Here is a 26216-nt window from a genome sequence, read left to right as displayed (position 1 = left end):
AAGAACTTATTTTGGGTTCGCAAAGGTACGAAATGAAGGGCAGAGTTTTGAGTTTTCAGTAGACTGTTTTCAGTTTTCAATGCGTAGAGCCACCGATTTATCGCGTCTTCTTTTGCCGTGGTTAGAGCTATTTCACAATCCTAATTTTTCTTAGCTAACTTTCTGATACAGATTCCTTTCGCCAAAAATCCTTTCTGAAAAAGGAAATTTGGCAAAGCACAAAAAAGACGTTACCAGAGCAACGTCTTCATGCTAACTCAAAACAATCAGGGACATGGGTACCGCAACCTAAAACTTTATACTCCCAACGCGAAACACTGGAAAAATAAAAGCGATGAATCGACAGCACTACAAACGAATAACCATTAACTAACTACGAAGAGAATTAATAGCCATTCCACCAATGATCCGTGGGATAGTTACCGCCAATGTGCACCAACTCCCCAATGCGGGGTGTAGTGATGGGTTGGTGAAGCTCCTGAGCTTTTTTCGTTACCCGCTCAATGGGTTCTTTCCAAGGGTGCAGGGCCAGCGTAAACTTGCCCCAATGAACGGGCATTAATACTTCGGTTTTTAAATCTTTCGCCGCCTGAGCCGTTTCTTCGGGCATCATATGAATGAGGTGCCACATGGCATTATACTGTCCGCACTCCAGTAGGGCCAGATTGAAAGGGCCATATTTCTCACCAATTTCTTTAAAGTGAGGGCCATATCCCGAGTCACCTCCCAAAAAGATCTTCTGCGTTGGTGTTTTCAACACGTAAGAATTCCAGAGTGTTTGCCCGCGTTTCAGTGCCCGCCCGGAAAAGTGTCTGCCTGGAGTAGCCGTTAACTCCAGATCATCCGAAATTTTACCGGATTCGTACCAGTCGTATTCGGTAATAGCCTCGGGTTTTACGCCCCAGCGTTCCAGGTGCGAACCTACGCCCAGAGCCACATGAAAATGTTTGGTTCGGGAAGCCAGTTTCAGAATGGTATCGTAATCCAGGTGATCGTAATGATCGTGGGAAATGATAATGGCATCCAGCTCCGGAAAATCATCTACTGCGTACATTTCGGTGCAGGGGTAAGCCTTTGACCCAACAAACTGAAAAGGCGAAGTCCGTCCACTAAAGACGGGATCGACCAATAGATTTTTTCCATTGATACGCAGGAAATAGGACGAGTGACCAAACCAGACCAATACGGGTTCTGCCCCGGTTAAAGTTTTTAAATTGGTTTTTACGGATGGCAAAGGTCGTTCCGGCTCTCGACCTTCCGATGGTTTCAGGTATGCCTGAAGAAGTTTGAACCAGGAAGATTCCGGGTTCATCATCGGCGTTTCGAGCGAATAGGCAAAGGTGCCGTTTTTGTATTGCGGAGAGTGTTGAATTCGCTCCAGTCGGGCACCCGAAGCCGTTCCACCAAAGGTGGGTAGCTGCAACACCAATACCGTTACCAGACCTAAAATCACAAGAATACTCAGCAGAATAATCATGCCTTTTTTTACTTTTTTCATGGGGGATAAGCGAAAGTCCAATACTTTCAAAATCAGGTAATTCTCAATTCGCTAAAGTAGTTCCCGCTGGCAAACGATGAGCCGCCGCCATGCGTTGAGCAATAACGCTAACGACGATCAGTTGCAGGGCATGATAGAGCATTAACGGTAATAATATAATACCCAGAGCAGCACTGTTCGTAAAGAGTACTTTTGACATGACTGTCCCATGAACCAGTGATTTTTTAGATCCGCAAAAAACAGCCGTAATCCGATCTTCCCGGTTGAAACCGAGCAAATTACATACGCCCGTAATAATGAAGTAACCAGTAAAGAACATGGCTAACATTCCAGCTCCGAGCATCAGTAGATCGCCCCAGCTTAGGTTACTGAACAGGTGCTGATCGAACGATTCACTAAAAGCCGTATAGACAATAATTAAGATAATCGTCTGGTCAAAATAACGAAGAAACTTCTTCTTGCTTTCGGCCCAGGCTCCGCCGTATTTATTCAGCAAAATCCCCAAAACAACGGGTAATAACACCTGCAAGACCAGTTTTCCCATAATGTCGCTCAGGTGGCTTTCACCGCCTTCTGCCGAGGTATTCACTACCTGCATCCAGATGGGCGTAATGAATACGCCCATAATACTGGAAATACTCGCATTGAAAATGGCCGCCGGAATGTTTCCCTCTGCAATGGAAACCATCACAACCGAAGACGAAACCGTGGAAGGCAAGGTTGATAGGAAAAATACACCCATCCACACCATTTGATTATCGGCGTTTTCGAACAAAGTCTTGGCGATTAATACCAGCACTGGAAAAAGGACGAACGTACTCACATGAACGACGATGTGTAACCGCCAGTTGGTCAGCCCCGCCTTGAGTTTCTCCTTACTCAGACGCAGGCCGTAAAAAAAGAAAATCAACGAAACGCCGTAATTAGCCAGTGTAGACAATGAAAAGGGTCCTTCCCCCAGTCCGCCTTCGGGCCAGAGATACGCCAGGCCAATCATGCCCAGTAAAGCCAGAATAAAGCCATCGAGGCCAATCTTACTGAGGATTTTCAATGGATTAAATGAACGGGAGGATGAAGATAGAGTAGACATAATAAAGCAGTTAGTGGGATACTTTTCGCATCGGTATTTTCAAATAAGATCGTACCGATCCATCAGACCTTTCATAATCAGACGCCAATTACGTGGGTAGGTAACAATTTCTTGGCCATAAATCTGAAAAATAAAAAGCAGGATGCTGAAACACATCCTGCTTTTGAGTCAGTCTCTACTACAAAATTATCCCTGCTGAACCCTTCACCGATGGAGAATCGGCGAGGCGAGCCAAGCCCCTTCTCTCTGGAGACAGCTTGAGGCTCCCACCTGTCATCTAGAATGAAATGAGAGCCCTTCTGTATGCCCCTTCTCTCTAGAGACAGCTTGGAGTATAAACTAACTCTCCCATCTGTCATCTCGAACGAAGTGAGAGACCTTCTGAAGGCATGGGACGGATTCAACGAGAGGCTGATTAATTTCCAATGAGAAAGTCTTATCCAATCCTACCGTAAGGTTCTTCGCTCTGAATGACAGTGGAAGATTGTGATCGTTTTATTAGACCGCTGGTCACAGTCGCTCGGCTTTAGCCGAGTGACTGCAAGAAAATGCAAGGGACAAATCCATAGACTTCAGCCCAACCGATGCCAGCTTTTTCGCTGGCATCATTCGTCTAACATCCAATTGCTGATACCCAACCCCGCAGTCTCAGCTCTAGCCGAATAACGCTGTAGTTGGACAGGCCTCTGTCCGATGTGTACAAGCCTGTTTTGGAATGGATACAGAAGTCTTGTTACTAGCTACTCCTTCGCATTCTACCGGCCGGAGGCCTACAGCTAAGTGGTCACTCGGCCAGAGCCGAGCGACTGCGGTAGATTTTATTTAAAATGTCCTTTCAGACCGTCGCTTACATTTCCGTTAATAAACCCCGACGACGCAACAGCGGTTTGATGTCAGGTTCGGCTCCACGGAAGTTTTTGTAGAGCTTCATGGGTTCGTCAGTACCCCCACGTTCGAGGACATTTTTACGGAACGATTCCGCCGATTTTTTATCGAATAATCCTTTTTGTTTGAACACTTCAAAGGCATCCGCATCCAGCACCGCCGACCAGATATAGCTGTAATAACCAGCCGAATACCCACCAGAGAAGGAGTGCTGAAAATACGTGCTACGGTAACGGGGAGGAATCTGCTCGATCAGGCCGATTTTATTCATGGTCTCTTTCTCAAACGTCAAAACATCACTAGGCGTCTGACCAGGAGCCAGCGTGTGGTACGCCATATCCAGAATTGAAGCTGCCAGGTATTCGGACGTCAGGAAGCCCTGATTGAACAATCCACTTTTTTTCAATTTTTCTACCAGAGCTTCTGGAATGACTTCACCCGTTTGGTAATGTTTTGCGTAGAGTTTTAGCATTTCGGGTTCCGTCGCCCAGTTTTCCATGATTTGAGAAGGTAACTCCACAAAGTCACGGGGAACCGATGTTCCAGACAAACTACCGTAATTCACATTCGAAAGTAAGCCGTGCAACGCATGCCCATAACTCGTGGAAGAACGTGGTCGTTTCGTCCATACTCAGTAAAGCTGGTGCATTACCTACGGGCTTCGAAAAGTTACAAACAATGGAAACGACAGGAGCGATAAACTTACCGTTTTTCACTTCTTGCTTGCGGTAACTCGTCATCCAGGCACCGCCACGTTTGCTGGCCCGTGGGAAGAAATCCATGTAAATAATGCCCACGTGTTTGCCGTTGGCTTCTTTTACTTCATACGCCATCGCTTCGGGATGATACACCGGAATCTCAGGGCGAGCCTCAAATTTCAGTCCGTACAAGCGTTCTGAAAGCGTAAAAATGCCCTGCTTCACATTTTCCAGTGAGAAGTAAGGCCGCAGTTCTTCTTCGTCGAGGTTATACTTTTCCTTGCGGAGTTTCTCGGCGTAATACCGCCAGTCCCAGCCCGCGAGTTTTTCGTTTTTACCTTCTTTGTCCATCATAGCCTGCAAATCAGCGGCTTCTTTCTTCGTTACCGGAACCGTAGCCGACCATAACTGACTCAGCAGCTCATTTACCTTCGCGGGCGTTTTCGCCATGCTTTCTTCCAGCACATAAGCCGCGTGGTTTTCGTAACCCAGTAGCTTTGCCCGTTCCGCCCGCAGAGCTACGATTTTCTTGATGTTCTCTTTGTTATCGCGAGCATCATCATGATTGGCCCGTTCGATATAAGCCTTGAAGATTTTCTCACGAAGTTCCCGGTTATCAGCGTATTGTAGGAAAGGCATCACGCTAGGATTTTGCAGCGTAAAGACCCATTTACCCGCCAGCATACGCTTTTTAGCTTCCTCAGCTGCGGAGGCAACTAGTGAGGCTGGTAATCCGCTTAAATCAGATTCTTTGTCGATGACCAGTGCAAAAGCGTTGTTTTCGCCCAATAGATTCTGACCGTATTTGAGCGTTAAAAGCGATTGTTCCTGATTAATCTCCCGCAAACGAGCCTGTTTTTCGGGAGATAAAGCAGCTCCGCTTCTGACGAAATTCTTATACGTTTTTTCAAGTAAAGTCAGTTGCTCAGTGGTCAGTTTCAGAGACTGACGTTTGTCGTAAATGGCTTTGACGCGTTTGAATAAGTCAGCATTAAGCTGAATATCGTCGTGGTGTTTCGATAATTTGGGAGCCAGTTTCTGAGCAATTTTCTGGATTTCATCACTCGTATTAGCCGAGTTCAGGTTATAGAAAACGGTACTAACCCGATCCAGAATATCGCCGCTGTTATCCAGAACGACAATCGTATTTTCAAACGTTGGCATATCCCGACGACGCAGCATATTCTGAATCTGGCCGGTCTGCTGACGCATACCTTCTTCAAAAGCAGGTTCAAAATGCTCCGTCCGAATTTTGTCAAACGGTGGTACTCCAAACGGAGTCGTATAGGTAGCTAAAAAGGGATTGTCTGTGGCGGGACGAGGCTGCCCAAAAGCCAGCGATGCAGTGACCATTAGCGGTAACAGGAGTTTCATTCGTAAGCTTTGTTGATGCTGAAAAAAGAAGCAAGGTACACTTGAAAGTTGGCTCTGGCAAAAAAAGACCCCGGGGGCAGTCCCGGGGTCTAATGGGTTACTTCAATCCTTTTTCAATGCTGGTCATCAGCGTGCGGGCGGGCAAATCGTGGTTATACTCCCAGAACATAATTCCCGCCATGCCCTGATCTTTGATGTATTTTGTTTTGTACTTGAGCGACTCTTCATCAGCATACGACAGGAAGGATTTCTCTTTTTCATTCCAGAGGTAAGGCACCTTGGCGGCATCGTCCCAGTACCTTTTCCAGCCGTTTTTATTGATGTATTTATCCATCAGCTCAGTGTAACTGATGAAGGAATGCTTGGTATTTTCCGTCTTCTGAAACAATCCCTGATTAGCCGGATTCACGTTCGTCCAGCCACGACCATAAAACGGAACGCCCATCACAATTTTGTTGATTGGAACCCCCGCTTGCACGTGCCCTTTCACGGCATCATCCGAACTGTTCCGCGAACGATCGCTTGATTTGGATTGATACAAAGGACTGTGATGGCCCGTTACAACGTCATTACCGTGATACAAATCATACGTCATGATATTTACGTAATCGAGATATTTGGCGGCATTACCCAGTTCAGTGTGATTGACAAAAGCCGTGTCGCCACCCGTGGCTGAAGTCAACAGGTAATGATTTGCGTTTAGTCGCTTATCCTTTTTACCCTGCTCATCCAGTTGCTCGCGTAGGGTTTTCAGTAATAAGGTATAATTCTGCTTGTCTTCGGGTCGGAAAATGTTACCTGCTCCAATCTGATCAGGGTATTCCCAGTCAATATCCACGCCATCCAGGTGATGCGTATTTAATAGGTCCAGACAACTCTTGGCGAATTTCTGGCGAGCTACTTCATTCAGGGATACATCTGAAAAGTATTTACAACCACCCCAACCACCAATCGAAATCAGGATTTTCAGGTCTTTATTTATCTTCTTCAATCCCGTTAGCGTGGCGAGGGTTTTGATGGATTGCTTGTCTAAAGGAGCCAACACTCCCTGCTCGTTAGGAACGGCAAAAGCGAAGTTAATATGGGTCATTCGCTTGGCATCAGCTTCGAGGCCTTCTTTCGTCCAGCCGCCTCCGGTTACATAACCAATGACTACATATTTTCTACTTTGAGCGAAAGTAGTCAGACTCAGGCATGCGATCAGCATGCTGACTATTAGTTTTTTAGGCATAGTTGTTAAGTATGAAATGTCAATCAAAAACTAAAAATACAAATCCCTGACGACTGGAAGTCCGAGTTATTAATTTTTTTTATAAATCATTGTTTAACACCATTTTTAGTAGAAACGCGACTTCATCGCATCTGGAGCAGAGGCGACTTTTTGATTTGTTGACGAGTATACGTTTGATTCAGAGACGAGTTTGGTTACCATTCAACTGAATATCATCCTCTGGCTAGACGCGATGAAGTCGCGTTTGACAAACAAAAAGCGGCTGGTGAGGACACCAGCCGCCGCATACCTATTCCTTGAACGGATTATTTCTTCCGAAAAATGCTCAGGATTTTATCGATAACAAAACCCAGGATTACCCCACCAACGGCACAAACCAGAGCTTTGGCAATCCAGGCCAAAGCAGCTCCGGGAATGGCATGTTCGAAATGTTCCAGAGCATGGTGCAGGAACGGAACACCGTGTACGATGATCTCAGCCCCTACCCAAAGCATGGCTACAGTACCGATGTAACCCAGAGCCGTTAATAACTTAGGCATGGCTTTCACCAGTCCACGACCAAATTTCTGAATGGAAGCCGGACGATTCGGGCCGGCAAGGTTAACCCCCACGTCATCCATTTTCACGATCACCCCTACCGCACCGTACACACCTACGGTGATCACCACCGCCACGATTAACATGACAATGATCTGGTTAAACAGCGGCTGACCCGTCACCGTACCAAAGGTAATCACCATAATTTCAGCCGACAGAATCAGGTCCGTGCGAACGGCACTGTCTACACGGACTTTCTCCAGTTCTTCTGGAGTTATAGCTTTAATATCCTCATCCGACTCGTCGTGACCTTCGTGTTTGCTGAACATCGAGTGTACTTTTTCGTACCCTTCGAAACACAGGTACGCTCCCCCCACCATCAAAATGTAAGGAATAACCCAGGAAACGTAGAAGCCCAGTAGTAACACGACGGGCGTCAACAGGAAAACTTTATTAATCAGCGATTTCTTGGCAATCTTGAAGATGATCGCAAGCTCACGCGAAGGGTCTAGACCAACCACGTACTTAGGAGTTACAGCGGTATCGTCGATCACTACGCCCGAAACTTTACTGGTAGTTTTGGCAACCTGAGTAGGAACGTCGTCCAAACTTGCCGCACTGGCTTTCACCAGAGCTGCCACGTCATCTAAAAGAGCTAAAAGGCCCGAAGCCATTGTTTGTTGTTTGTTTTGGTAAAATATATTGTGTTGAAAATGATTGTTCCACCTGTATGAGTGAGAACGGGGACGAAGATACAAGTTCCCCTGAGCAATCAATGAACTTTACTAGATGGATGGTAACAGGACTGGACTAAACTGGTTCTTTTAACGATGAGATTTGGGTTTTGCTGTTTCCAGCCATCCATTTCGCTCTCCTAACGTTCTTTCTACGTCGGTCATAGAAAACCCCGTTAATCCGTCCAGGAAAACAAAATAAATGGATCGTATCATCTATCTGTAGGAATGATTGCGATTCAAGAAATCAGTAATCAATAAAAACGAATAAGGCATAGCTCATACTCGGATGCAAAATAGAATTCAACTTAAAGATTTACAATCCGATAGAATGTAATCATACATCGCTGAGCTAATGAAGCGACGTTTGCTCAGCGATGGGTTTCTTTTTACCTATAAACTTACTGAGGTTTTTAAGCTTCAAGGCTGGTTTCTCAATCCAATGCCAGGATAAATAGGCAAACACTGCTGATACCAGAAGGCTTGAGATAATCAAGGTATTAGCACCGGGTTTGAAGAAGTAAACGAGTGTCTGCTGTACCGGGAAACCGTAAATATAGAGTCCGTACGAAAGGTCGCCTATGTATTTAGTAATGGTACTAACTCCCTTTACCGGGATTAAACTGGCACATAAGACGATGAGTGGTAGCATACTAACGCTCGCATACAAAAAGCCCGGACGGCTTGTCATGTAAATAAATACACTCAACGAAACGAGAAGAATTCCAGCTAGATAAGCAATGGGTAATCGTTCCAATCCTAATACGGCCAGTAACGATCCAGCGGCGAAATAAACGCCTAATTCAATTAAATACCAGTCAAGAATTGGGTAATTCCATTTCTGAATTTCTTCAAAATTTACGGTATCAAGTTTAGCTAAAATCAGGTAGATAACTGCCAGAATTGGAATAAGAAGGTTCCGTTTATTTTTAATAAAAAAGAATGCAGATACGGCGATGTACATCGTAAACTCAAACGCAATTGTCCATAAAGAACCGTTAATAGCGAATGGGTGAGGGTTGTGTTCGAAGATACCTGGAATCGCGTATTGAATCCGATAAAGGCCCAGATTATTTGTAAAATAAGTTTTCACGGCCTCATTCTTCCAGTAAGGTATCTCACCCTTGTAGACGAGTGGCCCTAATGCAATTGTCAGTGTAAGCACTACGATCAAGGCGGGATAAAGCCGCAAAACACGCTTCCAGTAGAAATCCAGCAGGTTTCGGGATCTCTGTAGACTTTGAAAAATCAGATAACCGCTAATGACAAAAAATCCTCTTACGGCAATCCAGGAAAAGGAATATTGCCCGTGAGACATCTTGCAAAGCCAGTCGCATTCCTGAGACGCTGTCAGTGGATACGCGTGAGTAATAATTACGCCCGCAGCAAAGACTAAGCGAAGAAAGTCAAAATTATTTTTTCTAGAATTTTCTATGACTGAAATACTTTTAGTTCGCGAAAAGCGAAATTAAACTAAAAATCTGATTTCTATTTCTTCGATTTTTATGTTTGAATTATTGATAATTAAAAAGTAACATTATTCAATAAATTTCTTCCAGTAATCGTCTATAATTTATTTCTCCTTTCTGGAGTATAGCACTTATTTCAAAATTCTTCTAAAAGGTCATTTGCTATATCCGTTCATCTCCAATTTGCCAAGAATGATTTGCTGGCCTTTCCTTGAAAAAGAATGATCTGTTCAGCATATGCATTGTGTCCCCTTAACTCCGTTTAAGCGAAGCAAATCCTGAGTATATAGTTGAAATGGATAGCAGAAAATAAATTGCCATAAATCATTCCATAACTCTTTGATTATGAGACACAAAACATTCAATAATTATTATAAAAAATAGTCTTTCACAAATAAACTAGACTTCACGAACTTTGTAGCCGCAATGTGTGACTGGAACGATGACTGATTCTGAAATACCTTATACGCCCTCGTGGCTGCGTAGTTTGTTACTGGGACTATCCCAGATTTTTGCCTGGGGCGGTTCTTTTTTCCTGATGGCCGTCCTCATCGGACCCGTTACCAAAGAAACAGGCTGGCCTTCTTCCTGGGTATACGGCTCTCTTTCGTTAAGCATCTTTATATCGGGACTATTAGCCCCAAGCGTGGGTCGACAAATTGCCCGTCAACGTGGCAAAGCTATTTTGATGCATAGCGGCTGGGTCATTGGAGCAGGGTTAGTTGTGGTTGGTTTGGCTCCGGTCTTACCCTTGTTCATACTAGGCTGGTGTCTGATTGGTGTGGGTATGTCGATGGGTTTATACGATGCCCTTTTTGCAACGTTAGGACAACAGCATGGACTGGAAGCGAAAAAAATCATCACCCATATTACCCTTATTTCTGGTTTTGCGACGACTATTACCTGGCCAAGCCTAGCCTGGTTAATTGAACAGTTCGGCTGGCGACACACTTGTACAGGTTATGCCGTCTTTCTGAGTACCATTCTCCCAATTTTGTATCATTGGGGTTGCAGAGGGCAAACCATCCCTCAAACCATTCAGACTCAGCATCACGCTTCGTCTTCAGGTTTATCGACTGAAAACCAGCTTATGTTTCGGTGGGTGGTCATTAACTTCATGATTGCGGCAGTACTCATGACGGCCATTTCCGTTCAACTTCTATCCATTTTACAGGCCAAAGGATTAACCCTTAAGGCAGCCATTCAGTTAGGGGCCTTGATCGGTCCCTGTCAGGTTGGCGTACGATTGCTGGATTTGATGGGTCCCAAAAAACATCCAATCTGGAGTGCCCTGATTTCATCCATTCTGGTTTTAGTCGGATTACTACTGTTAGGTTTGGACGTGAGTCTGGCGACGATTGGCGTGGTTTTATATAGTTTAGGAAATGGTATTCGCTCCATTCTGAGGGGAACCTTACCGCTGGAGCTATTTGGCCCGGAATCCTTTGCGGTTGTACTGGGTCGACTGGCTCGTCCGGCTCTCATTGCCCAGGCCCTTACGCCCTTACTTGGAGGTTATCTTGTGCAACACGGAGGGCCTCTAACTTTACTGGCCGTTTTAGCTGCTTTAGCCTTTTTAAATATCGGCGTTACCGTTGCCATCAAACAGCAAATGACGCCACGGCTCTCGCATTAACCTTGAATGTATGAAAATCACTGCTTTATCTGAAGGTCCGTTTTCCGTTGATTTTAGTAAAGTATTTACGCCCGTCGAGCTAGATACGTACGTTCCAGAACATCACCCCGCCGGAACCACGCTGTTATCGGTACATCCGTTTTTGGTCGTTACTTCGGAAGAGGTCATACTACTGGATACAGGTTTGGGGTTGAGTGAAGGCCATGAACTTCAATTGTATCGTTCCCTTCGCCGGGAAGGACTTGAGCCCACTCAGGTAACGAAAGTATTTCTATCCCATTTGCATAAAGATCATACGGGCGGCGTGGGCACCATTCAGGCAAACGGGACGTTTCAGTTTAACTTTCCTAATGCCATTTATTACGTTCAGGAACGGGAGTTAACCTTTGCCCTGGCTCAAAAGGATAACCCCTCGTATCATCCCGCTACGCTTCAGGCTTTAGCTCTACATCCCAATGTTCATTTTCTGAATGAAGAGGAAGGGGCATTAACTCCAGATATTTCCTTTCAGGTTACGGGCGGGCATACGCCTTACCACCAGACGTTGACCATCACCCATGATGGAAAAAGGTATTTTTACGGAGCGGATGTATTACCCCAGAAAAGTTACATCCAGCAAAATTTCGCCTATAAAAACGATTATGACGGTAAACGAGCCAGGGCCTTTCGGAAAGAATATGCTGAACAGGGTCAGGACTGGATTTTCCTGCTTTGTCACGCCTTGAGCAAACCCATAGTTTCCTACCCGGATTTAATGAAAAAGTAAAAGGCCTCCTTTGGCAGTAACCTTGATTACGCTTTCATCCGATCTTTCAACTGCAAATGCTGAAGTAACAAAACGGTTTTGGCGTCTTTGATCTCACCCGTATCAATCATCTTCAAAGCTTGAGGGAAAGAAAGTTCCAACACCTGAATGTCTTCCTCTGCCTCCACTCCACCTCCTTCATTCATTTTGTGGGCTTCCTGATATTCGGCGATAAAAAAATACAGAATTTCGGTAACTGACCCCGGGCTCATGTACAGCTCAAATACTCGTTCGGGTTTAGTAATGCGATACCCTGTTTCTTCCTCGGTTTCCCGTCGAATGCAATCTTCAGGGCTATCAGCGTCCAGTAATCCGGCACAGGCTTCAATCAGCATGCCATCCTTATTCCCATTGACGTACGTCGGCATACGAAATTGCCGGGTTAGAATTACTGTATTTTTTTCTCCATTGTAAAGCAGAATGACCGCCCCGTTTCCTCGGTCATAGCATTCTCGCGACTGTCGCTGACTCGACCCATCTTTCCTGATATAATCGAAAGTAACTTTGCGAAGCGTATACCAATGATCCGAAAGTACTTCTGTGCTTACGATTTGAACCGTATTCATAAATGTTCATTTTTGTTAGTTGATTATTATTCATTTACAATATTCGATCATTTTTGATCAAAATAAAATATTAACAATCAAAAATAACAATAAATGATCAATCATAATCAAAAATGAGCATTACCAGACATAGACAAATTCTGGCGTTTTTGGCTGACGGTGACGAGCGAAGCGTAAGCTTTCTAGCCGAGCAGTTGGAAACCTCCGAAATAACCATTCGCCGGGATTTGAATACCTTGGCGGAACAAGGCAAACTAATTCGCACCCACGGCGGAGCGATGCGTAATGAGCTTCCCTTTATTCCTTTCGTACAAAAAGCCTCCCTTCAGACGCAGGCCAAGAGGCAGATTGGACAGCGGGCGGCTTCATTAGTAGAAGAAAATGACGTACTTTTTCTGGACTGTGGGAGCACCGTGCTAGCCATGGCTCCGCATTTGAAAGCCTTCCGAAACCTTAAAATCATTACGAATTCATTGCCTCTGATTTGGGAGCTGCGGGAAGCTCCTCATCTGTCTATTAATCTCATCGGCGGTGAACTGGATCTTAAATCGTCAAGCCGTACATGGATCCGTTGCTCTTGAACACGTTGCCCGGTATCACGCGACGAAGGCGTTTGTGGGCGTAGATGGTATTTCGCTAAAAAACGGGTTAACGGCCCGCAGCGAAACGGAAGCGTCCTTTACCAACGCTCTACTGACCCATGCGAAAAAGCGTTTTCTACTAGCTGATTCTGGAAAATTTGAGAATGATAGTTACCTGAAATTTGCTCCACTCACGGCTATTCACCACATCATTACCAATGCCGGGCTGGATCAGAAACTGATCCAACAATATCAGGAAGCGGGTTGCCACTGGATTGAAGCCTAACCCGTAGAGACACGGCTTCATAGCGTCTGGGGAGAGGCTTTTTTTATTACTAGTCTGCACCATGGTTGGTGAGACACTAGGCATGGCGGGGAAGCCAGACGCGACTCCATCACGTCTCTACGATAAGGATATAAAAAAAGCGTCAGACTTTCCGTCCGACGCTTTCCTGATTCGTTGGAAAACTAGATTTCGATCTTTCCAACCATATTCTCTGGTTTCACCCACTCGTCGAATTCTTCAGAAGTCAGGTAACCTAAAGCAATGGCCGTTTCTTTCAGCGTAGAGCCGTTTTTGTGAGCGGTCTGAGCGATTTCGGCAGCTTTGTAATAACCAATTTTCGTATTCAAAGCCGTGACCAGCATCAGGGAGTTGTTCACGTGCTTTCTGATATTTTCCGTCAGAGGCTCGATCCCTACCGCACATTTGTCGTTGAAGGCCACGCAAACGTCACCAATCAGACGAGCCGAATGCAGGAAGTTGTAGATCATAACGGGCTTGAACACGTTCAGTTCAAAGTGACCATTCGAGCCACCAATGTTAATGGCCACGTCATTACCTAAAACCTGAGCGGCTACCATCGTCATCGCTTCGCACTGAGTAGGGTTTACCTTACCGGGCATAATCGAGCTGCCGGGTTCGTTATCAGGAATGAAGATTTCACCGATACCCGCCCGTGGGCCAGACGATAACATTCGAATATCATTACCGATTTTCATCAGACTAACCGCTACGGTTTTCAACGCTCCGTGAGCTTCCACAATAGCATCGTGAGCCGCCAGTGCTTCAAATTTGTTTTCAGCCGTTACAAAAGGTAAGCCCGTCAGGTCAGCGATGTGCTTCGCTACCAGCTCCGAGTAACCTTCTGGGGTATTGATACCCGTTCCTACTGCCGTTCCACCTAATGCCAGTTCCGATAAATGCTCCAGCGTATTTTTGATGGCTTTCAGGCCGTGGTTCAGTTGAGAAACATACCCTGAAAACTCCTGACCGAGCGTCAGAGGAGTAGCATCCATGAAGTGCGTACGACCAATCTTCACTACGTTTTTGAACGCTTCTGCTTTCGCCTGTAACGTATCCCGCAGTTTTTCGATACCGGGAATCGTGATTTCGATCAGGATTTTGTAGGCCGCAATGTGCATGGCCGTTGGGAAAGTATCATTCGATGATTGTGACTTGTTCACGTCATCATTTGGGTGAACGAATTTCTGTTTGTCTCCCAGATCACCCCCGTTAATCACGTGAGCACGGTAAGCTACTACCTCGTTCACGTTCATGTTGGACTGCGTACCTGAACCCGTTTGCCAAACCACCAGTGGGAACTGATCGTCGAGTTTACGATCCAGAATTTCGTCACAAACCTGAGCAATCAGATTTTTCTTATCTTCAGCCAGAACGCCCAATTCGAAGTTAGTAATAGCCGCCGCTTTTTTCAGGTAAGCAAATGCCGCAATGATTTCTTTTGGCATTTTATTGATATCCTGAGCAATGGGAAAGTTCAGGATTGAACGTTGGGTTTGAGCTCCCCAGTACACATGAGCGGGCACTTGCACTTCGCCCATGGTGTCTTTCTCAATACGGTATTCCATGATTTGTCTGTTAACAGTTCAGCGTTTCAGGCCCATTCGGGTATGCAACCAGATCGGGCCTGATTTTTGCCGCAAAGCTACCAAGCGAACGGAACGCTCGATGGATTTTTTTCAAAAATTCTGGTAATTTATTAATGGTGAACCAGTAAACGTTGCGTATGCATTCCCGCCGAACTTTGTACCCGTAACACATAAACCCCATCAGGAAGGTTACCAAGCGATACCCTAACCTGACTTTCGGAACTGGTTTGGTGCCAGCACTGGCGTCCATTTAGGTCGTAAATAGTGACTTCAGAAACCATTGCCCGATTGAATTTCAGCAAAGCCTCCTGTTGAACAGGGTTAGGCGATACGATCACCTCCCACGATTGTAATGATTTCGTCATAGTAGGTAAGGGCATGATAACCAGCAAACGGCATTCAATTTCCTCACCCGTGGTTAAGCTGGTTCGAAGTCGGTAAATGTAGCGTTGCCCCGGCAGAGCACTGTCATCGGTGTAATTCGAGACTCCTGAAGCAAGGGTAGCAATTGTTTTGAACGCTTTCTGATCACCCTGCCGTTCCAGTACCAGTTGCCGTGTATTGGCCAGCGTATTCCATCTCAACTGCGTTTGGTATAAGCCTACCTGAACCAGTTGCAGGGTTTGGGAAGGTCGATAACTTTCAATTGGGACTTCGTAAAAACTAAAGGCATAAAGATTCCGCTGATTCAGCATGTACGGCCCTGGGTAAACATCCGTATGCCCCACCGGAAAATAATCCGGCAAATAGGTAAGCTTCTGAGCGGAAGATGGTTGCTTCAATTTCAGATGCACTTTATACCCTTCTACCCAACCCGAATCCAGTTGGTTATTTACCCCATCGAAATACATAAACTCCCGCATGTGATAGGTAACAACCCAGCCATTGAGTTTAGAGATAACATTGACCTGGTTCTGAAAAACCATTTGCTGATCCACGTCGAATTCTAACGTTACCTGCGTTCGTTCGGGATTGGAGTAATAAATCCGGCGAGGGTCGGGCGATTGGATTTGAAGTGTATCCGTTGAGTTATAGAAATCTCTGTCAACCAGTGGGTATAAATTATGGGCAAACTGCACGTGTCCGCCGCTTCCATAATGAATGCCGTCTGACTCTTTCAGCCCGATGGCGGTAATCGTCTGTACATCCGGGTAAATCCGGGACGTGCGTCGCTGAAAATCCCGCAGGGCTGGAGCTAAAGAACTCGTCATCACAGGCTGAATGCCCGTCTGCGTTACGTATACTTTCTTAAGACTCGGATAATCCAGATGCCAGCCTTTATAGAGTCGGTCAAAATACTGGGGATAACTAGTGATTTCAGATGAGGTACCTCCTACTTCAAATTCCCCCTGTCGCCAGAAAATGGCTTTTACAAAATCCCTGACTCCCGCCTGAATACTCCGATTGAGCGATTGCCCGTACGCCGTGTTATCATCCGTGGGGTTATCATCATTTCGATCACTAAAGTAACGAATCGGCATACCGCCATTCCCATTATTCAGAATACAGGTTGGCATCTGATGATTCTGGTGAATAAGCCGCTGAATTTCCGTTCCCCAAACCCCCACGTTGATATTATTTCCATTGGCAACAGCCCATTTCGGGCCTTCTCCGGGGTAATTGGTAGTAAAGGTTCGACAAAATTCATTCAGTTGCGGATTGTAGGATTGGTAACTTCCGCCCTCGCCCCCGGCAACGGCGTTGGATTGCCCGCCAATCAGAAAGACATCGCCTGCTACCAGATTCATACGCGTCATTACCAAAGAGGAATCCCGATTTTTTATCAGATAAATGCGAGCCAAATATTCCACGGCTTCAGCTTTGATGGAAGGTTTCAGCGAAAAAGCTGCCTGGCCATTCTGAAAAGTTAAGTTCTGGGAGCTATAGCGATACGGTTGTTGACCTCTCAGAATCAGTACCGAAACCCTGGTTGCTGCCGCGTCGGTTACGGTTCCTTTAATGAGAATCTGCCCCTCCGACTGAGCATTTCGGGGAAATAGCTGATAATCGAGTGGAGCTTTAGTAAAGGTGATTTGGGCGTTTAAAAAAGAATGAGTCAATAGTAAGAACAGGCAAGTAAAGAGTCGGTTCATTGAGTGAAAGATGATGGGGCTATTCGTGCGGGAATTCGGAAACAATATGCTGAAATATGCTGACATTCAATCCATCGTAGTCTTAAAATAGCTCTATAAACTTTCACTTTACTTAAAGCCAGCTCAGGTGTCTATCCGTATATGCCTGGACTGAATTTCAAATTAATTCATAATCTACCTGCAACATTTTCGTTGTTGGCTTGTATGATTTAAAAAAGATTAACGGTTAATTTTGTTCAGTTCCCATATTAAAACTCCGATTTGCTGTGTCTGTTGCTCGTTTCTGTTCTGTTGTTATCATCTCGGGTTTATTTTGTTTGTTAGGTTGTTCCCAGGGTCCCAAAGACGCCTCGGAAGTAACTGTGGCAGAAAATCCGATGCTAGCTCATTATAACGACAGCATCGCCAAACGCTTCAATCCAATCGAGGCAACCCGGAAAGCAGGTCAGCTCGATACGTTCTTTCATAATTTACACAGCAAATACGGTTTTAATGGAACCGTGCTCGTCGCTCAATACGGGCAGGTGATTTACAAAGGAGCGTTTGGTTACAAAAACCTGACCTTACGTGATACCCTTACGACTACCACTCCTTTTCAGCTGGCTTCGGTTTCCAAGCAATTCACGGCGATTTCTATCATGCAGATGAAAGAAAAAGGCTTACTGAATTACGACGATCCGGTTTATAAATACATTCCCAATTTCCCTTACGATTCTTCGATTACCATCCGGCTTTTGCTCACCCACCGCTCCGGTCTACCGAGTTATCAGTATGGGTTAGAAAAATATTGCGACAAATCACAACCGCTGAGTAATAAAGAAGTAGTAGAAAAGCTTTGCCAGTACAAGCCCGTTCCGTATGGTCACCCCGACGTTCGGTTTCATTATAATAATACTAACTACGTCTTGTTATCATACATCGTCGAAAAATTGAGCGGAAAGCCCTTCAGTAAATATGCGGAAGAACATCTGTTCAAGCCGCTTGGCATGACAAGTACCTTCGTTTTTGACGGCACCAACACCAATCGCTTACTCACCGCCGCCACGGGCTATACCGGTAGCAGACGTTCTTTTGCAATTGATTACCTCGACAGCGTTACCGGCGACAAAAGCCTGTATTCCACCGCAGAAGATATGTTCAAGTGGGACCGGGGTTTGTATACCGAGCAGATCATCAGTCAGAAAGCCTTGCAGGAGGCCTTTTTACCTGCCAGCAATGACACCCGTCTCGTAACTAAAAACTACGGCTTTGGCTGGCGTTTACAAAAAGTCCCCAATAACCAGTGGTTAACGTTTCACACGGGCTGGTGGCATGGATTCAAGAATTACTTTATGCGAAATCGCCCCGATCAAAGTACGATTATTCTACTTTCAAACGTGGCCAACAGTTACCTTTCTCAGGTAAAAATGGTGCAGGCTATTTTATATCCCGAGAAGGCCCGGTTCTTCTTGCGGGGCGAAAACGTTGATCCGGAAAATGGCGATGATACCATGATTAGCGAGGGCCTTCAGGGTGGCGGCGACAACGCTCCCGAGTTATCTCTCGCCGATCTTTACAAGATGTTACCGGCAGCTCCGGTAGTCAAGAAAAAAGTGGTGCATCGTTCACACCTCAGAGCGAAAGGGGCCGTGAAGAAAAAAGCCGTTTCCCGCCGAGCACCCATCAGGAAAAAGGCGGCAATCCAGAAAAAAAAGAAGAAAAGATAACGAATGCAAAACCGGATCAGGAATTAACTGATCCGGTTTTTTATGGCTCATCATACTCACTTCTGTTTCACAAGTTCTTCAATTATTTTGAGTATGCTTTTCTTTCTCTAATTACCTATTCACAAGTAATAAAGGGCTGATTCCTGCGGAGTCAGCCCTTTATTGTTCATCAGTTGAAGGTTGAACTTTACTACTATAAGGAGATAATTCCCTTACGCAAACCCGTCAGAATGGCTTCTGTGGCTGAGTTTACGTTCAGTTTCATGTAGATTCGTTTCAGGTGGGTTTGCACCGTATTGAAGGTAATGCCGCATTCAGCCGCAATCATTTTGTAACTCATTCCCTGAGCTAGACAGGCCAGAATTTCGCCTTCCCGAAGGGTTAAAGAGGTATTGGCAGACTGCAATTCTCTCGGAGAGACGTACAGACGATGAGACTGAGGTAGACTTGACATGACAAAGCTGTTTTTTGCGTTCTGCTTTCTTAGTCGATTATTCAGGCACTTCGGGTAACAACTTTTCAAAAAAAATTCCCACATTTAAAAAATCAATCAGTAACTCCCTAGTTTACAGGAACTCTAAGCTTAACTTCAGTTACATGATTTTTTTTAAACGTACCCTTTCCGATGCTGATCTCATCGCAGGAATCCGGGCTGGAGGCCTGAATCGCCGGAATTGTGAAAACTGTTTGTACGATCAGTTTCGCTATCTGATTCGGGAAGCCACGTTTAAGCATCAACTGCTCCCCGACGAATCTGCCAGTGCTTATTCCGACGCCGTTCTTACCGTCATTGAACATATTTCTTCCCAGCGTTACGAAGGTCGTTCGGGCCTGAAAACGTACCTCTATCAAATTTTTTATAACAAATGTGTTGACCTCGTTCGTAAAAATTCGACTAATCGCGAAAGTGTCCATCAGGGCCTCTCACTCGATAATCTAAGTATTGCAGACGAAACCCGTTCCATCCTGCAAAACCTGATTTCGGACAGTGAAATAAGCTACCTCCGACAACAATTAACCCTGCTGGGCGAAAAATGTCAGCGTATGCTTCTGGCCTGGGGAGAAGGATTCTCTGACGAAGAGATCGCCCGGAATTTGGATTACCAAAGCTCGGCAGTAGCCAAAACCAGCCGACTGCGGTGCCTGGAAAAGTTAAGGACACTCTACCGTACCCGTTAACGAGACCCACCATCCAATGAATGAATTAGAACAAATTGAACGTTTTTTTCAGGGAGAGATGTCAGCTACTGAACAGGCTTCCTTTGAAAAACAAATTCAGGAAAACCCTCAACTGGCTTCGGCAGCGGCTTTTTACTGGCAAGCCCATCAGGCCGCCCGGCTGGAAGTACTAGCTGAAAAGCGAAAGCAATGGGAAAAAGCACCTGCGGTTAAACCCCTACGAAAACCCCGCTTTTCCATCGCTGCGGGCATTGCTGTGGTGGTGTTATTGGCCATTCTTTGGCTCGTATGGAATCGTAGTCAACCGAATCTGACGGAGCGTGTCATGGCTTATTCCAACACGAATTTCCAGCAGTTAAGCTTAACGATGGGAAACGCTACGGATTCATTACAGAAAGGAATTACCCTTTACAATCAGGGGAAATTCCCTCAGGCTGAGCAGGTGTTTGAAGTCCAGTTAACACACGCCCCAAAAGATGCCCGAGCTCTGAAATTTGCCGGAATTACGGCGATGCGTCTCAAAAACTATGATAAGGCGATTCAGTATTTTCAGCAATTAAGTCAAACGGATTTGTACGAAAATCCGGGGCCCTTTTACGAAGCCCTGGCTCGTATCCAGCGTAACCAGACTGACGATCAGGCCAAGGCTCAACAGTTACTGAAAAGGGTCGTTCAGGAAAACTTACCCGGCAAAACCCAAGCCACCGAGTGGCTCGATTAACCCATTATTTATCCCAACCAATCAACCTTTTTTTACCTCATTGCTTCTATGAAACACTACTCCCCCGATGGACCGGAGCGTCCTTCCAGCCAGTCCGAAAAAAATCCTAAACGACAGGCTCCCTCGCCCACTTTTAGAACTCAAAAGCAGATTAGAAATTTTTTCCGGAATAACCGTACGTACGATCACATTGTAGAGGTTTCTTCGGGAACCGGCTTTGCGGTGAAAGATCAGTTGTTAATTCAACTGGATTACCTCGAATTTCCCGCTGACGAATCTAACCCCTATAAAATCTTTAAGGGTCGTGAGGAAATAATGAATTTCTTCAAAAACGCAAATAAAACTGGTGGCCTTCCTATTTATTTAGTGGATCAAAATGGTAAAAAAACACAAATTCAGTCCGTTGAAGAATGTCAGTGTCTAAATGATAGTCTGTTTCTACTCAAGGGTGAAGGATTGCACGAATGTCTGGAAATTAAAGGGGTGCAAGAACCTCCTGGACCACATACCACGCAGCCTCCTATCAAATCTTCTTTAAACTATGTAGTGCCTTCGGCCTGGGTCAATGAAGATTCGCTGGAGGTAAAGCCCCTGGAACGCTGGAATGATTACGCAAAGGACTGGAGTCAGATTCAGGCCAAAACGGATGGTTTAGTAGTTGCCATTCTGGATACGGGTATTGAAGATAATCCTCGTTATCCACTGCCTTTCTGGTATAAAAAATTCGAAGACCCCTGCCGCCGTCAGCATGAACTTGAACAGATTGGCTGGAATTTCTCCACGCTTGAGTCGGAGTCTGGTAATCAGCCTACGGATGATAATGTGCTGCGTCATGGCAGTAAAATCGCTCATATCATTCATTACCTGGCTCCCGGAAATGCCGCATTGATGATTCTCAAAACGTTTGATCATTACGGCTTCGGATCGCTGGATAAGGTCTTTTGTGCTCTTCAATACGCCATGGATAACGGAGCCCGAATAGTCAATGCCAGCTTTGGGTATTATGGTAGTGAAATTCCATTGTTGCGGGATTTACTGGAACAAATGAACGAGCGGAAAATCCTGGTTGCCGCTGCGGCGGGTAACCATACCGATTTTGACGGATTCCCCAATGATATTTCCGTACAGCGTTTATACCCTGCCTGTTACAGTCTGGAACTGGACAATGTAGTAACCGTCACCACCCTGACCTGCGAGCCAAAAGAGGAATGTGACTGTCAGGAAAGCAAGGCAGAACAAGTATTGAATTCTATTACCAAAGTCATTGATGAAGCCCTCGACATTAAGGGTCATGAGCGGCTCCCTTACGAAAATTACTCTTCCAGCTTTGTCAATCTGGGTATCGAGACTCAAGACGGAAGTTTTCGGAATCTCTATCCCATTCAAACGCCGGGCTATCAGGAACCCGCTTCCATTCAGGGTTCATCCTACGCTACGCCCGTTTTTGTGGGCATTGCCGCCCGGTATTTCATGGATATTCAAAGGGCCATTCAGCAAAGCCCGAATGAGCCCTTGAAGAAAATATACTTCTCGGTTCTTCAGCAAAAAGGAGTGATTCGGAAAGATCAATCCCTAAGGCAATATGTCAGAGGTGGCTTCTATATGCTTTCGTATTAAATTACTGCTGGTACTCCTGATCAGCGGAATTGGGGCATTCGGACAATGCCCCAATTCCGCTTTTATGCATCGGGAGTGGTTTCGTATGAAAGCTCAGGCTTCATCACGAATAAAACTGGAGCAGCTCCGAACCCAATGGCTCCGTTGTCACATTCCGCAGGATTCCATTTACAGTGAATTACTGGGCGAATTAGCCTTACAATACTACCTGAAAGGAAATTTTCCAGCAACAAAACAATTTGCTGAAGCAGCCATCCAAACTACAAAGCATGACGTTCCGTCTTTAAAAGCCAAACACCTATACCGCTACGGAGCATACCTGATCGAAATGAATCAGGGCCAGAAAGCTCAGCAAATTCTCCAGGAAAGCATTCGAGTGAGTCGCCAATCAAAACAACTGGAATGGGCCGCCGCCGCATCTTATCAGCTTTCGTATCTACAGCATTCCTTCGGCGATTACCAGTCCGCTCTGAATTCTGCCACCGAAGGCGTGCACTTCGCCCGACTGGCGAAAAAGTTAGACAGCGAACTGGAGAGTTCATACCAGCAGGCTCAGGCATTGATGGAGTTAAACCGTCTTGAAGAAGCTCAAGTGGTAATAACTTCGCTGCTGGAAGTAACCCGCAAATACCCTAATTTACTTACTTGGGCGTATTACAAATTAGCCGCCGAAATTAGCCGACAATGCCAGGAATACTCCGCTAGCAGAGCCTATTTACAGCAAGCTACGGAACTCCTTACCCCTAATCAAACGGATGCCCAGGTTTCAATAGCCACTGTCGCTGGTTTATTAGCCGAAAATGAATATAAGTTCACCCAGGCCCGGCAACAGTACGAAAAAGCATTAACCATAGCCCAGAATCCTCACGCTAAGGCTCGATTATATACTCTTCTTGGTAAGCTGGCTTTAAAACAAGGGGATTATTCGTCAGCCTTACAGTTAATCAACAAAGGGATTAAAAGTATCATCCCTTCTTACGTTGAAAATCAATCCACTAATCCCATAGCAAAGGTTATCCAGAGTATTTATCGAAAAGAATATTTATTCACGTTAATCAAGCAAAAGGCCTCGGTAGAATTATTGATTTATAAGCAAAAACCTACGGCTCAAAACCTAGCTCAAGCCCTAGCTACTTTCGCTACTGCCGATCAGATGGTGGATTACATGCGGATGAGTCACGAAGCAACAGAGTCGAAACTGCTCTGGCGAAACTATACTCACTTATTATACGAGCAGGCCATTGAAGCCTCTTTTCTTCAGCGAAACGCACCACTGGCCTTTTATTACCTGGAAAAAAGTAGAGCCGTATTATTAAACGATCGACTTAATGAGTTAAATGCCAATCAGAAACTTTCGCCTCAATTGGCTGAAAAAGAACTATACTTCCGGGCTCAAGAGGAAGACCTCCTAAAAAAGCTTGAACCAGAAACGCCGGGTTCGGTGGCTTATACAAGATTATCCAATCAATTACTCAATCAACACGAAGCTCAGCAGGCGTTCATTGAATCCTTACGCAAGAGTAATCCTGCCTATTTTCAGTATCGTTATGATAATCAGGTGCCGTCGATTACTACCATTCAGCAAAAATTATTAGCTAAAGATCAGGCTTTTGTGAGTTATTTTCTTGGGGATGACGCGATTTATGCCATTGGCATTACTCCAGACAAAACCGTTCTCCGTAAGTTACCACTGACCGGATTTAATCACGAAGCCGACCAGTTTCTGAAATTATGCTCCAGTCCTGACCTTCGTAAAAAGGAAGTTCAGCAATTGCAGAAAACGGGTTATCAGCTTTATCGTCGCTTGGTAACGCCATTGCGTTTGCATTCTCCCCGAATGATCATTTCGTTGGATGGGGCTTTTTTACCCTTTGAAGCATTCAGTAATTCCCCCACCCAACCAAATGCCTATTTAGTACATCAGCAGGCTTTTAGTTATACCTATTCGGCCCGGTTTCTGCTTCGCGAACGACCTGTTTCTAGCTGGCAAAAGCCCTTTTTAGGCATGGCTCCTGAGCAATTTTCAGCCTCCTTGAAGCAATCAAATTTGCCGGGTTCCGCTCAATCGCTAACGGATATTGCGGAGTCCATCCCTTTTGCTCAGACCAAAACGCATCAATCGGCCACTAAAGCTACTTTTCTATCGGAAGCACCCGATTTTAGAATTTTACAGCTTTTTACGCACGCGGACGCCCATGTTTCAGATCATACCGAACCCGTACTCTACTTTGCCGATTCGGCCCTGAAATTGTCAGAATTAAACATCAATCGCCCTTTCCGAACGCAATTATTAGTGCTCTCGGCTTGCCAGACAGGACTGGGGACGAACCAAACAGGAGAAGGGGTTTTTAGTCTGGCTCGCGGCTTTGCGGCATTGGGTATTCCGAGTACAGTCACTACGCTCTGGAGCGTACAGGATCAGGCCACTTATACACTAGTTGAACATTTTTACCAGCAATTATCAGAAGGATTACCCCAGGACATCGCTTTGCAAAGAGCCAAAGTACAATGGCTTAATGCTCAGGAATATCAGCTACCCTATTACTGGGCTGCTTTAATCCAGATTGGCTCTACCACTCCTATTGAAAATCCCAGCGTTATTCCTGCCTATGCGGGCATTGCAGCCGGAGTTATACTGGTTATTATAGGATTACTGATGTATCGAAAACGGACTGCTACAAAAGTCCCTCATCCATAAAACTGAGGTATTTCTGATCAGAAATAATGAGGTGATCCAATACCGGAATATCGAGTAACTTTCCTGCTTCCTTCAGCTTTCGGGTCAAATCTTTATCGGCCTGACTGGGTTGAAGATTACCCGAAGGATGGTTATGAGCCAGAATAATACCGCTGGCCAAGTGTTCCAGAGCATGTTTGAAGATTAATTTGGGATCGGCTACCGTTCCTGCGACTCCGCCCGTAGAAATCTGGACAGGACGAATCACATGATTGGCTCGGTTCAGTAATAACACCCAGAATTCTTCATGCAGTAAATCCATCAAATGCGGGCGGAATGCCTGATATGCCGAGTAAGAACTGGTAATGGAGACTCGGGCCTGCGGTTCGGTTTCTTTGCGACGACGCCCTATTTCCAGAGCCGAAACGATGGTAATCGCCCGAGCTTCTCCAATGCCCTTAAATTTGGATAATTCCTTAATACTGAGCTTGGCCAGTTGATTCAGATCGTGATTAACGCTGCTTAAGATCAGCTTTGCCAGATCAACGGCGGTGTATTGCTGAATACCGGAGTTAATCAGAATGCCCAGTAACTCTGCATCGCTCAAAGCAGCTTTACCTTTTAGCATCAGTTTCTCGCGGGGGCGATCCTCTTCGGCCCAGGTCTTAATCGTTGGAGCCGCCGGGTAAGTAGTTTTCATGGGTGGATATAGCAAAAAAGCCTTACTAACAAAAGTAAGGCTTCCGAACAAACGGTGTCCTACCGTTCGATCAATGAGCAATCCGCTACTTAAGCTGCTACTGACAGTTTGTTGACAAATCTTGCCAACTTCGACTTGTTGTTTGCTGCTTTGTTTTTGTGGATAACATTTTTCTTCGCGAGTTTATCCAACATCGAAGAAACTTTTTTGTACAGATCCTGAGCTTCTACTTTATCAGTAGTGCTACGCAGTTTCTTGATGAACGTACGGGTCGTTTTATGCTGGAAACGGTTACGAAGGCGTTTTGTTTCGTTAGCACGGATCCGTTTCAGAGCTGATTTGTGGTTTGCCATGTCTTTATATTACTGGAACTATGGATTTTCGGAATAGGAATGCAAAAGTAAGTCTTTCTTTTTAAAACTCCAGCCGTTGTCTCAAAAATTCTTTACTAATCCGGTGAATTACTTCAAATTAGCTATCCAAAAAAATAGTAACCAGCCTTCCTTCACCCCCCTAAGACTTGCTT

20 protein-coding genes and 1 pseudogene are annotated in these 26216 nt (G+C 45.3%); 9 read left to right on the top strand and 12 right to left on the bottom strand.

What is annotated here, in order from left to right:
- Positions 1-385: 385 nt before the first annotated feature.
- From QE390_RS10880 to QE390_RS10855, 6 genes and pseudogenes are all read right to left on the bottom strand, one after another.
- Positions 386-1498 (bottom strand): MBL fold metallo-hydrolase, encoded by a 1113-nt coding sequence (locus tag QE390_RS10880; RefSeq protein ID WP_307142147.1) that lies wholly within the window; start codon positions 1496-1498, stop codon positions 386-388.
- A 43-nt stretch (positions 1499-1541) separates the two neighbouring features.
- A complete protein-coding gene (locus tag QE390_RS10875) occupies positions 1542-2588 on the bottom strand; it encodes a bile acid:sodium symporter family protein (protein WP_307142146.1) in 1047 nt (348 codons plus the stop codon).
- 847 nt (positions 2589-3435) lie between these two features.
- A pseudogene (locus QE390_RS10870) lies at positions 3436-5524 on the bottom strand (M3 family metallopeptidase).
- 118 nt (positions 5525-5642) lie between these two features.
- Positions 5643-6752: a glycoside hydrolase family 18 protein gene (locus tag QE390_RS10865; protein ID WP_307142145.1), complete on the bottom strand. Its 1110-nt coding sequence runs from the start codon at positions 6750-6752 to the stop codon at positions 5643-5645.
- 329 nt (positions 6753-7081) lie between these two features.
- On the bottom strand, positions 7082-7987 hold the full coding sequence (locus QE390_RS10860; RefSeq protein WP_106635151.1) for a DUF808 domain-containing protein: 906 nt from the start codon (positions 7985-7987) through the stop codon (positions 7082-7084).
- A gap of 412 nt (positions 7988-8399) precedes the next feature.
- Complete coding sequence (locus QE390_RS10855) at positions 8400-9482, bottom strand: acyltransferase (protein WP_307143545.1); 1083 nt, start codon at positions 9480-9482, stop codon at positions 8400-8402.
- 476 nt (positions 9483-9958) lie between these two features.
- On the opposite strand from QE390_RS10855, the gene QE390_RS10850 reads away from it, so the two are divergent.
- A complete protein-coding gene (locus tag QE390_RS10850; protein ID WP_307142144.1) occupies positions 9959-11152 on the top strand; it encodes a hypothetical protein in 1194 nt (397 codons plus the stop codon).
- Between the two features lie 10 nt (positions 11153-11162).
- Entirely contained in the window at positions 11163-11918 is a 756-nt protein-coding gene (locus QE390_RS10845) for an MBL fold metallo-hydrolase (RefSeq protein ID WP_307142143.1), read from the top strand.
- 26 nt (positions 11919-11944) lie between these two features.
- Here QE390_RS10845 and nudK read toward each other — a convergent pair whose 3' ends face one another.
- Positions 11945-12523, bottom strand: a complete 579-nt coding sequence (gene nudK / locus QE390_RS10840; protein WP_307142142.1) for a GDP-mannose pyrophosphatase NudK — start codon at positions 12521-12523, stop codon at positions 11945-11947.
- Positions 12524-12636: 113 nt separating this feature from the next.
- Here nudK and QE390_RS10835 point away from each other — a divergent pair, with 113 nt between their 5' ends.
- Both QE390_RS10835 and QE390_RS10830 read left to right on the top strand, forming a co-directional pair.
- Complete coding sequence (locus QE390_RS10835) at positions 12637-13104, top strand: DeoR/GlpR family DNA-binding transcription regulator (protein WP_307142141.1); 468 nt, start codon at positions 12637-12639, stop codon at positions 13102-13104.
- Complete coding sequence (locus QE390_RS10830) at positions 13055-13390, top strand: hypothetical protein (protein WP_307142140.1); 336 nt, start codon at positions 13055-13057, stop codon at positions 13388-13390. The genes QE390_RS10835 and QE390_RS10830 overlap by 50 nt, the downstream gene beginning before the upstream one ends.
- Before the next feature lie 182 nt (positions 13391-13572).
- On the opposite strand, the gene fumC is transcribed toward QE390_RS10830, so the two are convergent.
- Complete coding sequence (gene fumC / locus QE390_RS10825) at positions 13573-14976, bottom strand: class II fumarate hydratase (RefSeq protein ID WP_106635146.1); 1404 nt, start codon at positions 14974-14976, stop codon at positions 13573-13575.
- A 131-nt stretch (positions 14977-15107) separates the two neighbouring features.
- The gene (locus QE390_RS10820) at positions 15108-17090 is read right to left on the bottom strand and encodes a T9SS type A sorting domain-containing protein (protein ID WP_307142139.1); all 1983 of its coding nucleotides are present in this window, start codon (positions 17088-17090) and stop codon (positions 15108-15110) included.
- A gap of 266 nt (positions 17091-17356) precedes the next feature.
- Here QE390_RS10820 and QE390_RS10815 point away from each other — a divergent pair, with 266 nt between their 5' ends.
- The gene (locus tag QE390_RS10815) at positions 17357-18796 is read left to right on the top strand and encodes a serine hydrolase (protein WP_106635143.1); all 1440 of its coding nucleotides are present in this window, start codon (positions 17357-17359) and stop codon (positions 18794-18796) included.
- Between the two features lie 193 nt (positions 18797-18989).
- Here the strand turns inward: QE390_RS10815 and QE390_RS10810 are convergent, their stop codons facing one another.
- A complete protein-coding gene (locus QE390_RS10810) occupies positions 18990-19250 on the bottom strand; it encodes a response regulator transcription factor (RefSeq protein WP_232793547.1) in 261 nt (86 codons plus the stop codon).
- A 143-nt stretch (positions 19251-19393) separates the two neighbouring features.
- Here QE390_RS10810 and QE390_RS10805 point away from each other — a divergent pair, with 143 nt between their 5' ends.
- From QE390_RS10805 to QE390_RS10790, 4 genes are read left to right on the top strand one after another with little or no spacing between them, the layout of a single operon-like run.
- Positions 19394-19975, top strand: coding sequence for an RNA polymerase sigma factor (locus QE390_RS10805; RefSeq protein ID WP_106635141.1), 582 nt, complete (start codon positions 19394-19396; stop codon positions 19973-19975).
- Between the two features lie 16 nt (positions 19976-19991).
- Positions 19992-20696, top strand: coding sequence for a tetratricopeptide repeat protein (locus tag QE390_RS10800; RefSeq protein ID WP_307142138.1), 705 nt, complete (start codon positions 19992-19994; stop codon positions 20694-20696).
- Positions 20697-20744: 48 nt separating this feature from the next.
- Entirely contained in the window at positions 20745-22313 is a 1569-nt protein-coding gene (locus tag QE390_RS10795) for a S8 family serine peptidase (protein ID WP_307142137.1), read from the top strand.
- Entirely contained in the window at positions 22279-25011 is a 2733-nt protein-coding gene (locus QE390_RS10790) for a CHAT domain-containing protein (protein ID WP_307142136.1), read from the top strand. Before QE390_RS10795 ends, QE390_RS10790 begins: the two co-directional genes overlap by 35 nt.
- On the opposite strand, the gene radC is transcribed toward QE390_RS10790, so the two are convergent.
- Together radC and rpsT are read right to left on the bottom strand one after the other, a co-directional pair.
- Positions 24989-25690, bottom strand: coding sequence for a DNA repair protein RadC (gene radC, locus QE390_RS10785; RefSeq protein WP_307142135.1), 702 nt, complete (start codon positions 25688-25690; stop codon positions 24989-24991). The two genes, QE390_RS10790 and radC, sit on opposite strands and share 23 nt — an antisense overlap.
- Before the next feature lie 89 nt (positions 25691-25779).
- A complete protein-coding gene (gene rpsT / locus QE390_RS10780) occupies positions 25780-26043 on the bottom strand; it encodes a 30S ribosomal protein S20 (RefSeq protein WP_106635137.1) in 264 nt (87 codons plus the stop codon).
- Positions 26044-26216: the final 173 nt, after the last annotated feature.

This window comes from Siphonobacter sp. SORGH_AS_1065 (assembly GCF_030818595.1).
Taxonomy (GTDB): domain Bacteria; phylum Bacteroidota; class Bacteroidia; order Cytophagales; family Spirosomataceae; genus Siphonobacter.
This window is presented reverse-complemented; position numbering and strand designations above follow the sequence as displayed.